This window comes from Mycobacterium sp. (genome assembly GCF_035653355.1).
Taxonomy (GTDB): Bacteria; Actinomycetota; Actinomycetes; order Mycobacteriales; family Mycobacteriaceae; genus Mycobacterium.
Map to the genome: position 1 here is coordinate 1 of NZ_DASRBZ010000586.1, position 12,617 is coordinate 12,617.

Annotated in this window: 14 protein-coding genes and 1 pseudogene; 6 read left to right on the forward strand and 9 right to left on the reverse strand. The window is 64.4% G+C overall.

The features are described 5' to 3' along the window. Positions 1-140: hypothetical protein (locus VFA16_RS20170; protein WP_324969540.1), on the reverse strand; the 140-nt coding region annotated here is incomplete at its 3' end. A 260-nt stretch (positions 141-400) separates the two neighbouring features. Here VFA16_RS20170 and VFA16_RS20175 point away from each other — a divergent pair. Beyond that, positions 401-610 carry a hypothetical protein gene (locus VFA16_RS20175; RefSeq protein ID WP_324969527.1) on the forward strand — a complete coding sequence of 70 codons (210 nt, stop codon included), beginning with the start codon at positions 401-403 and terminating at the stop codon, positions 608-610. Here VFA16_RS20175 and bluB read toward each other — a convergent pair. Next, positions 607-1,287 (reverse strand): 5,6-dimethylbenzimidazole synthase, encoded by a 681-nt coding sequence (bluB, locus tag VFA16_RS20180; RefSeq protein ID WP_324969528.1) that lies wholly within the window; start codon positions 1,285-1,287, stop codon positions 607-609. The two genes, VFA16_RS20175 and bluB, sit on opposite strands and share 4 nt — an antisense overlap. Before the next feature lie 89 nt (positions 1,288-1,376). Here bluB and VFA16_RS20185 point away from each other — a divergent pair, with 89 nt between their 5' ends. Further along, positions 1,377-1,706 carry a hypothetical protein gene (locus VFA16_RS20185; protein WP_324969529.1) on the forward strand — a complete coding sequence of 110 codons (330 nt, stop codon included), beginning with the start codon at positions 1,377-1,379 and terminating at the stop codon, positions 1,704-1,706. Here VFA16_RS20185 and VFA16_RS20190 read toward each other — a convergent pair. Then, positions 1,694-2,176, reverse strand: coding sequence for a hypothetical protein (locus tag VFA16_RS20190; RefSeq protein WP_324969530.1), 483 nt, complete (start codon positions 2,174-2,176; stop codon positions 1,694-1,696). The genes VFA16_RS20185 and VFA16_RS20190 overlap by 13 nt on opposite strands. A gap of 116 nt (positions 2,177-2,292) precedes the next feature. Here VFA16_RS20190 and VFA16_RS20195 point away from each other — a divergent pair, with 116 nt between their 5' ends. Next, the gene (locus VFA16_RS20195) at positions 2,293-2,931 is read left to right on the forward strand and encodes a phosphatase PAP2 family protein (protein ID WP_324969531.1); all 639 of its coding nucleotides are present in this window, start codon (positions 2,293-2,295) and stop codon (positions 2,929-2,931) included. Between the two features lie 149 nt (positions 2,932-3,080). On the opposite strand, the gene VFA16_RS20200 is transcribed toward VFA16_RS20195, so the two are convergent. The 4 genes from VFA16_RS20200 to VFA16_RS20215 all read right to left on the reverse strand — a co-directional run bounded on the left by VFA16_RS20200 (position 3,081) and on the right by VFA16_RS20215 (position 8,445). Then, positions 3,081-3,605 carry a hypothetical protein gene (locus VFA16_RS20200; protein ID WP_324969532.1) on the reverse strand — a complete coding sequence of 175 codons (525 nt, stop codon included), beginning with the start codon at positions 3,603-3,605 and terminating at the stop codon, positions 3,081-3,083. Positions 3,606-3,653: 48 nt separating this feature from the next. Continuing rightward, the gene (locus VFA16_RS20205) at positions 3,654-5,531 is read right to left on the reverse strand and encodes an alpha/beta hydrolase (RefSeq protein ID WP_324969533.1); all 1,878 of its coding nucleotides are present in this window, start codon (positions 5,529-5,531) and stop codon (positions 3,654-3,656) included. Further along, on the reverse strand, positions 5,513-5,827 hold the full coding sequence (locus VFA16_RS20210) for a DUF2563 family protein (protein ID WP_324969534.1): 315 nt from the start codon (positions 5,825-5,827) through the stop codon (positions 5,513-5,515). The genes VFA16_RS20205 and VFA16_RS20210 overlap by 19 nt, the downstream gene beginning before the upstream one ends. A gap of 80 nt (positions 5,828-5,907) precedes the next feature. Continuing rightward, positions 5,908-8,445 (reverse strand): ATP-binding cassette domain-containing protein, encoded by a 2,538-nt coding sequence (locus VFA16_RS20215; RefSeq protein ID WP_324969535.1) that lies wholly within the window; start codon positions 8,443-8,445, stop codon positions 5,908-5,910. Positions 8,446-8,747: 302 nt separating this feature from the next. Here VFA16_RS20215 and VFA16_RS20220 point away from each other — a divergent pair, with 302 nt between their 5' ends. After that, positions 8,748-9,404, forward strand: coding sequence for a L,D-transpeptidase (locus VFA16_RS20220; RefSeq protein ID WP_324969536.1), 657 nt, complete (start codon positions 8,748-8,750; stop codon positions 9,402-9,404). Here VFA16_RS20220 and VFA16_RS20225 read toward each other — a convergent pair whose 3' ends face one another. Together VFA16_RS20225 and VFA16_RS20230 are read right to left on the reverse strand one after the other, a co-directional pair. Continuing rightward, positions 9,405-9,887, reverse strand: a complete 483-nt coding sequence (locus VFA16_RS20225) for a nuclear transport factor 2 family protein (RefSeq protein WP_324969537.1) — start codon at positions 9,885-9,887, stop codon at positions 9,405-9,407. Continuing rightward, on the reverse strand, positions 9,887-10,510 hold the full coding sequence (locus VFA16_RS20230; protein ID WP_324969538.1) for a TetR/AcrR family transcriptional regulator: 624 nt from the start codon (positions 10,508-10,510) through the stop codon (positions 9,887-9,889). The genes VFA16_RS20225 and VFA16_RS20230 overlap by 1 nt, the downstream gene beginning before the upstream one ends. A gap of 39 nt (positions 10,511-10,549) precedes the next feature. Between VFA16_RS20230 and VFA16_RS20235 the strand changes: the two genes are divergently transcribed. Beyond that, on the forward strand, positions 10,550-11,779 hold the full coding sequence (locus VFA16_RS20235; RefSeq protein ID WP_324969539.1) for a hypothetical protein: 1,230 nt from the start codon (positions 10,550-10,552) through the stop codon (positions 11,777-11,779). A 155-nt stretch (positions 11,780-11,934) separates the two neighbouring features. After that, a pseudogene (locus tag VFA16_RS20240) lies at positions 11,935-12,617 on the forward strand (hypothetical protein); the annotation flags it as partial.

Below are 12,617 nucleotides of genomic sequence, written 5' to 3' on the forward strand. Positions count from 1 at the left end.
AGCCGCGGGCTGGACACGTCGGTGTGGCCGTAAACACCCAGATAGCGCCCCAAGTCATGCCAGTGCACGAGCAGCACGTTGTCGCGCCGGGGCTGCGTCGCATCGCGGTCACCAATTGCCGTCACGTCCCTAGCTTGCATCGGCGCGCCTTGAGGCGAGTTATGCCCCCCTTTTTCCAACCGTGATTTTTATCGACGACCACAGCTGACTGGGACGCGCGAGCCGATCGGTGCTGTCAGACAATCCGCAGGTCGTCGTCACATTGCGGCGGCCCGGACGCCGCTGTCGGTAAGGGAGCCGGCTCGTCCGCGGCTCGCTCGCCGCAGGGCGGCGACAAGGGCGATCTCATAGCCTTCGAGCATCCTGCGACTGTTGGCCCCGCTGCGGAAGGAGTCGGCCCGTGGCATCGTTTGTCGTGCATCTGGCCAGCGGCGAGTCGCTGACCGTAGACGGCGAATTCAGTATCGGCGGTAACGGCGTGCTGACCGTTGTACGTAGTCAGCTACCGCGTCCCGCCGTTACTCTTCATTTCGCGCCGACGGCATGGATATCCGTCGAGACGACTGCCCAGCCAGCGTTGGCCGCGGTGGCCGCCACCCAATCGCGCTAGTCGGTGAACTCGGGTTGCGTCGCCACCGCGGGCATGCCCCAGCCGTTTTCTGACACGAACTCCGGAAGCGGCCGCGCAAAGGCCCAGCCGTCCAGTTCCAATGCCGGTCTATCGGGAAAGTCGGGCACCGGGCCCAGGCACAGTATTGCCACCGGTTCAGCGTCGGCAGGCATGGATAGCAGTGCGGCCAGCCGTCGTGGATCGAACAGCGACACCCAGCCCATGCCGAGCCCTTCCGCGCGAGCCGCTAGCCACAGGTTCTGGATCGCGCACGACACGGACGCCAGGTCCATCTGCGGCAAGGTGCGCCGCCCGAACACGTAGGCGTCGCGGCCGTCACACAGTGCCACCACAAGCAGTTCTGCGCAGTCGAGAATGCCCTCAACTTTCAGTCGCAGGAACTCCTGGGCGCGCGGTCCCAGCGCCTCAGCGGTGAGCAGCCGCTCCTCCTCGACCAGGGTGTGGATACGCCGCCGCAATGTGTCGTCGGTGATGCGGATGAACCGCCAGGGCTGCATCAGCCCCACGCTGGGCGCGGCATGCGCGGCCTGCAGCATGCGCGATAAGACGTCGTCGGGGATAACGCTGCCGGCCACGAACCGGCGCATGTCCCGGCGTTCGGAGATCGCCCGGTAGACGGCGGCCCGCTCCCGCTGGCTGAACGCGTGACCGGTCACAGGGCCATCGTAGAAACCGCTGCGGCGATCGCGTGGGAGGCCGAGGGCGCGGCAAGATGAGACCCACTCGGCGGAAAGGGAGCGGTGCAATGAAAATTCCAGACATCTTTGACCAGTTGCCCACCGATGATGTCGTCCGGCGTGTCTTCGGCGAGCCCTTCCGCACGGCCGACGGCGCCACTCTCATCACCGCCGCCCGGGTCCGCGGCGGCCGTAGCGGCGACGGTCTGACGGCTACGCCGCTCGGCATGTTCGTGATCCGCGGCGAGAAGGCGTCCTGGGTCGCAGCCGTCGACATGAACCGGATAGGGCTGATCGGCGTGATCACCGGTCTGCTGGCAGCGGTGATCGGCACTCTGGCGGTGCTGCGCCGCCCGCCGTGGCCGGATCTGCGCGGCTGGCCGCCTCAGGGACTGTAGGCCACGGCGACCGCCCGGAACACGTACTCCGGGGGCATGTCGAACGCCAGCGACCGGCGCGGCAGCCCGGCGAGCACGTCGCCGGGAATGGTGGCCTTGTAATGCAGTGATAAATGACCGGTGAACCGCGAGTCGACGCGACCGACGTCGACTTCGACGTGCAGACCGCTCAATGCGACCTGGGCTGTCGCGGGGCCGGCTTGCGCCTCGTCCCAGCGCACATCGACCGTGGGACCGGCCAGCTTGGGCAGCGACGATAGCGTCGCCACCACCCGTTGCGACGTCAACACCAGCGACCCCACGTAGCTGGCGACGCTGTGCGACGAGCGCAGACCAGGGATGGCGCCGCTGAACCGTCGGGTCACTGCGACGTAGTCGGCGAGGTAGATCAGACCCTCAGCTTCCACCTCTTCGCGCAGGTCGTCGGGCAGTTTGCCGATGCCGAACAGTCTGCGGACGAAAACTGCCATCAGCCCAGTATGACGTCGGGTGCCCGGCAATGCGTTCCCGCGGGGTTCGCCTGGCGGGCGGTACGGATTGTTGTCCTGGTAGGCGTATAGCCATGCTTTCGCTCCGGTCGACAGTCGTGACCGTTGCCACGGCTGTGCTCGCGGTGGTGGTGTATGCGGCTATGTGGCTGGGCTATCGGCATGGGTGGGCTTGGCTCGGATCCGCCGACACTTCGTCGTTGCAGACTCTCTACGACGTCGGCGTCAAGCATCCGTTGTGGGTGCGGTTCTGGGACGTTGTGTGTACGGTGTTCAGCCCGGGGACGTTTCGCCTGGTGGGTGTGGTGGCCGTGGTGGTCGCTATGGCCAGGCGGCTTGTGCGGGAAGCGTTGTTCTTGGTGGCGACAACGGAATTCAACGAGCTGATTACGCACGTCGCCAAGCATCTGGTTCATCGTCCACGGCCGGCGACGCCGCTGATGCACGCATCGTCGTCGTCGTTTCCATCCGGGCATGCACTGGGGGCCATGGTCGTTGTCTTGGCCTTGTTGACCGTGCTGTTCCCCATATTGGGGCGGTCGATGCGCGTGGTTGCCGTCGCAGCGGGCGCGCTGATTGTGGTGGCCGTGGGGTTCGGGCGCGTTGCGCTGAACGTGCACCACTTGTCCGACGTGGTGGCCGGCTGGGCGCTGGGATACTTGTATTTTCTGGTGTGCGCGCTCGCGTTTCGGCCTCTGCAGCGCCAACAGCTCAGCCTTGACGCAATTGGTCGGTGATCTCGAAGCCCATAACTGTGCCGTCCTGACGATGGTTGGTCATGTTGCGGCATTCACCGGAGACCCTGATAGCCCCCCTGCCGTTGGTTGGGTTCTGAGTCATGACCGCAACCACGCCGTCTTTGTTGGTGGCTCGTCCGTTACCACGGTTACTGGACTTCATCTTTGATATCGACTGGCAGTATGGAGTGGTCCTTGCGATGGTCGAAGGTGTCGCGGCATTCGCCGTTGACATCGACCCACGCGTGGCTTTTGCGTTCGACTCCCGCAGGGAAGTGCGCCGGTAGCACGGTGAGGATGACGTTGACTTTGCCTTTGCGCAATGTTGGAGCATGAGATGTGAAATCGGAGTTGGTACTCCAGCCATTGCGGACTAGCGGCCCGATCACCGCCTGTGGGTCGGCTGACTGATTATGCGGTACGCCGGGTACCCAAAATGACACTTTCGCTACCCCCCGGAAGGGGGGGTCTCCCTGATCGTTGCACGATTCATAGCTGAACGTCGCTTCAGTCACCTCGGCACTGAGTGTAGTGACAATGTCTCGCGCAGCGTCGACGACTTGGGAGCGGGCCTGCTGCGGGGAAATGGGGTTCGACACGGCGTTAGCACACCCACTGAGTGCAAGGCCGATCAGCACCGCGGTGCCAGCAGCTCTGCCTGGCAGGATCCACACCCGTCACTTCCTTTCACCCGTCGTTGATGCGCACCGGCGGTTTGCGTTTTAGCCCGTCGGCGCGCTGTGCTGGTGCCCGCTGGTTCCTTGCCGGATAGCTTCGGGGTCAACCCAATCCGGCAAAAAGTATTCGCCGCGGTGGTGCGCCGTCATGCCGTCGTGCTGCAGCGCATCGCCGTGGCCCGAAACCACGTCGGCGATGCTGAACAGCGATTCGGAGCCTTTGTCGAAGTAGTGGGAATGATCTTCAAGCGGATTGTCCGAGAACTCGGGGACTTCAGCTTTGAATCGGGTAGAGCCGAAACCATCCACGGCCGGGTCGTCCCCAAGTCCGCCTAACGGAGTGCCTGTTCCCGGCAATGTCACGTGACCCGGAGACCACGTGACCGGGTCATCCGAGGCGGCTCCGACGTAGAGATGCCCACCAGGGTTGAGGTGGAAATCGGCAGCCGAATGCGCCAGATCTGTGCCCGGAGAGCCAACCAACACCACATCGTCGGCATGCATGCCGTATGCCGCCGCTGCATCCGACACTGCGGTGGATCCGTAGGAGTGTCCGACGACCGTCACGTGTGCCGGTGCTCCCTGGTGCGTGACCGCCAACGCATTGACGTCGGCGGCCAGTGCTTGGCCTCCTGTACGAGCCATATTTGGCTCGTACAGACCAGGATCGAACACGTCGTTCGGCGCGTCGTAGCCGATCCACATCACCACCGCAGTGTCCTTGCCCCAGTCAGCACGGGCCGACTCCTCGTAAAGCCGCACACCGTCGGGATTAGCCAGCGTTCCCTGCTTGACACCGGAGCCTAATCCCTTTACCAAAACGGCAGTGTTGGCAGCTTTGTCGGGGTTACCCATCGCGATGGCAGCGGCCCCGTCCCCGTTGAATGCATCCGGCTGATACTTCAATAGGTACACGGGCGGGTGGTTGCCCCACTCATCCACGGCCGTTGCGGACTTAGCAAGACCTTCCTTTGTCTGGTTGGCATTGTTGTAACGAGTGATGTCGGTGGCCGTAAGCCCGTACATGGCGGGGTTGCTCACCACGTCGCCGACCTGCACACCATGCTGACTCGCGGCATTCATGACGCGGTTGATGTCATCGTTCATCACGGCCTGGTTGACCGCGTCGCGCGCCTCGACCGGAATTCCGTTGAGGTTGCCTAGCTCTGGCGGGTGCTGCTCAATCAGCTGCTTCCTCTGTTCGTCGCTCAGCGAGTTCCACCACTTGTTGACGTCCTCGGCGCTGGTATTCGGCGGCGGAAGCGTAGGATCTTCCGGTTTCAGCGGCGTCTCAGGCGCGTCGAGACCTTGGATGGCAGCCGGGTCGTATCCATCGGTTCGCAGATTGGCAGACGCCTGCTGCAGAAAGTCGGAGTAGCCGGCGCGGATCGACTGCAGCTGGGCCAGGGCGGCTTTGGTGTCGGCAATGGCTTGGTCTTCAAGCGCGGTGATTAGTTGATCGAGTTGCTGTCTTTCGGCAGCAGACAAATTGGGCTTCTTCTCCAGATCAAGTGCCTGGCCGACCTCGTTGTCAATCTGCTGCAGCTGGCTTTCCAGCGTCGAAATCAATACACCCGAAGTGCGCTGCGCTTCTGCAAGGGTGGCGGCCACGTTCTCGAGGTCGACGGCGATCTTGGGTAGTTGCGCGGCCTGCAGACTCAGTGATTGGGTGGCCCGCTGAACTTCTGCGGAATCGTTGATCGGATGCTCGCCGTTCTCGCGGTTCCACGACGCCTCGAAGCGGCGGCGCGCGTCCAGAAACGCGTTGTTCGACTCCGTCGTGCACGCACCAGCGTTGTGAAACGCCTGCGCCAGACCGGAAATCTCTGCCGGACGGCCGCTTTGCAGGCTGGCGTTGACCTGCCACGGGTCGCCGCCGGCGTGGGCGACCAGCAGAGGGACGCTTATGTAGCGGAGGTGCACCGCACTGCGTCCAACTTCACTGTGTTGCGGTCCTCCATATCGGTGAACGCCGTCGCGGCGGTGCGGGCCTTGTCGCCGACGTCGCTGAGAGTCTGTTGGTGGGCCCGCAGTTTCGTGGTGTGGTGGGTATGGGCTTGGCTGACCGCCTGATGAAACTCGTGCGCCGCGGCGAAGTCGCCGAACATCCCGGCCGCCGGGGACATGCTCGCCAAGTGATCGGCGCCGTCGCCGGCATGCCCGCCAGCCCGGTGAGAATCATCGGCTCCCGAATGCAGCAGCCCCGTGTCGACGAACATCGGCACACCCCTTCCGAAGCTGGGGGTAAGGCTACTACCGGTTGCCGCGCCGTCAATTCACCCTGAGCAGCGCGAGGGGCTTACCGAGCGTGGCCGCGCGCGGGCAGCCGCAGCCGAAAGCGGACAAACACCGCCGCTGCCAGGCCGAGTGCTACCAGCATGCCCATATCCAACAGCCAAGAGCGTTGCGAATGCAGCCATAGCCGGTCGGCGGGCACGTCGACCTCAATGTGGCGCAGGTCCACCGTCGAAGCCGAGGCCGCGAACCCCCACCGCGCCGGCAACAGCCACGACGCCTGCGACAGCCCCATGCGACCGGTCACCGGTATCAGCCCGCCAGCCAGCACCATCGACACCATGATCGCCACCACCAGCATCGGCAGAATCTGTTCCCCGGAGCGCGCCAGCGACGACAACGCCAGCCCCACCATCGCTGAGGCGATGGCCGTGGCCGCCAACGTCAGGTAAAGCTCGGCAATGCCCTGAGAGGTGCCCGAGCCCAACAGCACCGCCCCGCGGGTCGGCGCGCCCTTCCCGGCCACCAGGATCGCGGTCACGATGGCGGTTTGGATCAGCGCCCCAACGCTGTAGACGAGCACCTTGGCCAGTAGATACGCCGACCCCGAAAGGCCCACGGACTGCTCGCGTTTGAAGATCGTGCGTTCACCGACGAGATCACGGATGGTCAACGCCGTCCCCGTGAATACCGCGGCGATGTTGAGCAGGATCAAGATCTCGCTGGGCTCGGCGGACTGTGATCCTCGCGGATCGGTGATACCCAGTCCGGTGTTACCGGGAACTGCCAGCAGCAGTGCACCGAGGACGAACGGCAATACGGCCAGGAAAGCGAAATAGCCGCGGTCGGCGGCAATCAGGCGGGTCTGGCGGCGCGCGATCGTCGAAATCTGGCGCCACACACTGGTATGCGGCGGAGCCCCCAGCGGCACCGTTCCAGAAGTTGTCGACAGTGGTCGCGGCGCAGCGGGATGCCGCGCCAGAAACGCCCGGTGCACACCGTCGGGATCGGTGCTGACCCGAGCGAAGATGTCGGCCCAGTCGGTGGTGCCCATCGTCGGCCCGATTTGCTTAGGAGGGTCGGCGAATGCAGTCTTCCCGCCGGGTGCCAGCAGCAGGATCTGGTCGCACATGTTGACGTAGGTCAGCGAATGGGTGACCACGATGACCACGCGGCCCGCGTCGGCCAGCCGGCGCAGCATCGTCATCACCTGCCGGTCCAACGCGGGGTCCAGCCCAGAGGTGGGTTCGTCCAGAATCAACAGGGACGGGCCGGTCAACAGCTCCATCGCCACCGACGCTCGCTTGCGCTGTCCGCCAGAAAGCTTGTCCACGCGGGTCTTTCGATGCGGCGTCAAGTCCAGCTCGTCGAGCACTCGGGTGACGACCTGACGACGATCGGCAGCCGATGTGTCCGGCGGAAGCCGCAATTCGGCGGCGTAGCTCAGCGCTTGCTCGACCGTCAGCTGGCGGTGCACCACGTCGTCTTGGGGCACCATCCCGATCCGAGAGCGCATCGAGGCGTATTCGGCATGCACGTCGTGCCCGTCGAAGCTGACCACTCCGGCGCTCGGCGCCGCGGTGCCGCCAATCAGCTTGACCAATGTGGATTTACCGGCACCGGATGGCCCGATGACCGCGGTGAGCGTGCCGGGGCGGGCGGTGATCGACACGTCGGTCAGCAGGGTGTGCCCGTCGATGGTCAACCCCAGTCCGTGCGCGTTGAGCCCGCTATTCCGCGCGGGTGCCCTGCGCGGCACCAAGGTGTTGCCTGAAGCCAGCAGGTCGGTGTTGCCGATAGTGACGACGTCGCCGTCGCGCAGCAGCGCCCGCGTGATGCGGGTGCCGTTGACGAATGCGCCGTTGCTGCTGCTGTTGTCGCGGATCTCGATACCGCCCGGGGTGAAGACCAGCACCGCGTGCATCCGTGATGCCAGCGCATCTTCGACGACGATGTCGTTGCTTGTGCAGCGGCCGACTGTCTTCGACCCGGGCGGCGCTGAGCCGGGGCGCGGCGGGAGCAAGAAGCGCATGGTGTCAGCGAGGCGTTCACGGCGACGCGGTTGTGGGCGGGTCGGCCGCCGCGGGGGTCGGCCCGGTCCAGGCGGCGGGGCAATGACTGGTCGCGGGAGTCGGATGGGTTGGGCGCTGCCCGCTTGGCTCTGGTTGGTCGGCATGCTTTCCAGCGTCGGTGGATTACGCGGTTCCGACGGCGGTGCGGACGTCGCGGCACGGAAGGTCAGCTGTGGTCCCCGCGGGCTGCCGAGCGTAATCCTCTGGCGCTGGCCGATCGGCACCATCGGGGCACGCACTCCGTCGACGAAAACACCGTTCTGGCTTTTGTCCACCACAACCCACTGCGCCCCGTCGAACCGCAATATCGCGTGCATTCGCGAAATCAGGCCGAGCTTGGCGCGGTCGCCGTCGTGTAGGCAGATGTCGCAGTCGCGGTCGCGGCCCACGGTGACGTCACGGTCGGCGGGAAAGGTGTACATCGCTGATCCGAGCCAGACGGTGAGCGGTGAACGCTCCTCGGTTACTACCCCGAGCCGGGTGGTTTGTTCGTAGTCAGGCGGCGTCTTGCTGCGATTCGTCGGTGTCATCGGGCGCTCTGATCCCCCCGGAAAATAGGTTGGGCATACGTGCGGCTAGCCAGTGGGCAATTAGGACAACCGGCACACTGTCGGCATCGATGACCGCGTCGTGGCGGCGGAGCACACTAGCTGCTCACTCAAAACTGAAGGTGGCCAACTCATTTCGCCACCTGACGAGGGCATCGCCACCGATCATATAGGCGGATCCCCCGATGTGTCGCCGGCTGATACCGGCTCGACAGCGGGCGGTGACCTAATCGAGTCTAAATCTTTACTTGACCCTCAGAATCAGCCGCGGCGATCATGAAACGGTGCGCCGACTAGTGGGGCTGTTGTGCGCTGCGGTGTGCGCGGCCGGCTTCACACTGGCGGTCGCGCCGCTGAGCGCTGCGGTGGTAAACCCGTGGTTCGCGCGCTCCGTCGGCAATGCCACTCAAGTGATTTCGGTTGTCGGAGTCGGTGATTCGAACGCGAAGATGGACGTCTATCAGCGCGGCGCCACCGGTTGGCAGGCGATCGCGGCCGGCATACCCACCCATGTCGGGTCGGCGGGGTTGGCGCCGCAGGCAAAGAGCGGATACCCGGCCACCCCGATGGGCGTGTTCACCCTGCCGTACGCCTTCGGCACCGCGCCGAACCCCGGTGGGGGGCTGAAATATGTGCAGGTCGGGCCCGACCACTGGTGGAGCGGCGACGACCATAGCCCCACCTTCAACACCATGCAGGTCTGCCGAAAGGACCAGTGCACGTTCAATACCGCCGCAAGCGAAAACCTCGACATCCCGCAGTACAAACACGCGGTGGTGATGGGCGTCAACACCGCTCGCGTCCCGGGCAACGGCGCGGCGTTTTTCTTCCACACCACCGACGGCGGACCCACGGAGGGATGCGTGGCCATCGACGACGACACGCTGGTGCAGATCATTCGTTGGCTGCAACCGGGCGCGCTGATGGCGATCGGGAAGTAGTCAGGCCAACGCTCGTCCGGGCTTCACCTTAAAATCCAAGCCAGCCAACGACATTGTCGCCTCGTAGGTCCGGTCGTAGCCGGTCGAGCTGATCTTCCAGCCTGCGTCGGTGCGCCGGTAGCGGTCGCGGTAGAACGCCGCGCCAATCAGCATGAAGTTGAATTCGGGGACGATGACGCGATCTTGTAGGTACCAGATTCCCGAGGCCTCGTCGCCGGTCACCGTGATTTCGGGGTGGGTCACCCTGTGTTCGGTGATGATGCCGGGACCCAGCGCCGAGCGCATGTAGTCGACCAGGTCGGTGCGGTTGGTGAAGTGCAGTTCCGCGCCGACCGAAGATCCGTAGTCGCCTTTGACGTCCTCGGTCAAGGTGTCGGCGAAGTCGTGCCAGTGCTTGGTGTCCAGGGCCCGCAGGTAGCGGTACTTGACCTGTTCGATCGCGGCGATGTCGGCGGCTTCAAGCGGGGAGGGGTGAGAGCTCATCAGGTCATTGGAGCACAACGTTGTAGGTAGTGGGTGACCATATCGATCAGCGCTCGCCGCTCCCGCTGCCAGTCGATCGGCAGACCTGTGAGCATGTGCGTTAACACCACACCACGCAGCGTCGCCCACACGACTTCGGCTACCCCGTCATCGGCCGGGTCGTCGGAGATCAACGCGCCCAGCCGGTTGATCGCCGAGTTGATCTCGAAGAGATGACGCCGCGAGGACTCGCCCAAGCCGCGAGTGGATCGCAGAATCTCAAAGGCAGCCAACGATGTTGGGCTGCTGTAGCAGGCCCACGCCGTGTCGACGACAACCTCGATGCGCTGCCGCAGCGGCAACTCGCTGACGTCGGCCGACGAGAGGCTGTCGAGCAGTTTCGCCACCCCGTCGTCGACGACGGCCATCAGCAGACCGTTGCGGTCGCCGAAGTGGTATTGGATGACGCCCCACGTCACGCCGGCGCGTTCGGCGACGTGCTTGGCGGTGGCGGCTTCAAACCCTTCCTCGATGATGCAGCGGACCGTCTCGTCGATGATCTTGGCGCGCGTTTCGTCCCCGCGTTTGCGGGGCGCGGTGGTGCGCCGTGTGGGTGCGACCGAACGACCTGCGGTAACAGTCATCGTTGACTTTATAACATAGCTGAGTCTATTTTTGGAGTTGTGAGCCGATCCCGATATGCCCGCCTGTCGGGTGAGCAGCTGGCCGTTTTGGTCCCGGAGCTGTTGCTGATCGGGCACATGATCGACCGCTCCGGGATGGCCTGGTGCATCAAGGAGTTCGGCCACGAAGAAATGCTGCAGATCGCCATCGAGGAGTGGGCCGGCGCCAGCCCGGTATACACCAAACGGATGCAGCGTGCGCTCAGCTACGAGGGCGACGACGTGCCCACGATCTTCAAAGGGCTACAGCTCGACATCGGCGCGCCGCCGCAGTTCATGGATTTCCGCTACACCGTGCACGACCGCTGGCACGGCGAGTTCCACCTCGACCATTGCGGCGCACTGCTCGACGTGGAACCCATGGGCGACGAGTACGTATTCGGGATGTGCCACACCATCGAGGACCCGACCTTCGATGCCACCGCAGTGGCGACCAACCCGCGAGCACAGATGCGCCCCATCCACCGACCGCCCCGAACCCCCTCGGACCGGCATCCGCATTGCGCGTGGACAGTGATCATCGACGAGTCCTACCCGCCGGCCGAGGGCATCCCGGCCCTCGACATTGTGCGTCAAACCCGTGCTGCGACATGGGAGCTCGACGCCATCGATCGCGCCGATAAAGGCCAGGTTGACTACTCAGGCCCGCTGGTATCCGATATCGACTTCGGTGCGTTCTCGCAATCGGCGCTGGTGCGCATCGCCGACGAGGTGTGCCTGCAGATGCACTTGCTGTATTTGTCGTTTGCGATCGCGGTGCAGGCCCGGGCTGGAGCCGACGCTGACCTGGCCCGCTCCGTCTGCAGCCGGCAGCTGACCGGCGTGGCCGGGCTTGGTGCCGAACGGATTCAGCGGGCGTTGTCGCTGCCCGGCGGGGTCGGCGGTGTCTTAGAGGTTCTCGAAATGCATCCGCTGCTCAATCCCGCCGGCTATGTTGTGGCCGAGATTGCCGGCCAGCGGGTGGTGGTGCAGCGATCACCGGCGCATGACGATGGTGCCTGGATATCGTTGTGTTCGCCCAATTCCGCGCAGCCGCTGCAGGCGATCGCCACCGCGGTAGACCCCCATATTCAAGTTCGGGTCACAGGGACCAGCAGCGACTGGACCGCCGAGTTCGTCGAAACAGAAACCACGGCTGGCGAATTGCCTGAGGTATCGATTGCCAAGGTCAGCCGCGGATCGACATTTCAGTTCCAGCCGAGGCGATCGCTGCCACTCACCGTGGTCTGAGATCGGCGGAACGTGTCAAGACGATGACGGTATCACTTCGGTGACACAACCGCATCGACCGCATACCAATGAGGTTGTGCCCGATTCGGAAAAGTCCGCATCGTGGCTATGGTTGACGCTGGCCACCGACCGCTATCGACGAAAGTATTCGCTTTATGTACGACCCGTTGGGGTTGTCGATCGGGACCACCAACCTAGTTGCGGTGCGTAACGGCAGTCCGACCGTCACCCGTCGCGCTGTGTTGACCCTCTACCCGCACCGCTCACCGGAACTCGGTGTGCCCCTGGAAGAGTCGAGTCAGCCTGAGTCCGGGATACGGATGACCGGCTTCGTCGACAGGGTCGGTGACTCCAATGCTGTGGTGTCTGCTACGGGGTCGGATCACGACCCGGCCCTGTTGCTGGTCGAAGCGCTCGACGCGATGATCGCAGCCACAGGTGCTGACGCATCGACGTCGAACATTGCGATCGCGGCACCCGCGCACTGGGAACTGCAAGCGCTCCGCGCGTTGCAGGAAGCGCTGAGTACCCACGCAGGTTTCGCCAGAATCGGCATGCCGCCGCGTCTCGTTTCCGATGCCGTCACAGCGTTGACGGCCTTGAACAGCCAAGCACGTCTGCCGGCCGACGGTGTGGTCGCTCTCTTGGACTTCGGCGCCAGCGGCACCAGCCTCACGCTGGCTGATGCGGCGTCTGGCTTCGCACCTATTGCGAAAACGCTGCGCTACCCGGGTTTTTCCGGCCAAGCGATTGACCAGGCCTTGATGATGCACGCGTTGGACGGCGTCGGTAGCACCGGCCAGGACGATCCCGCCAGTACCGCTGCGGTAGGGGACTT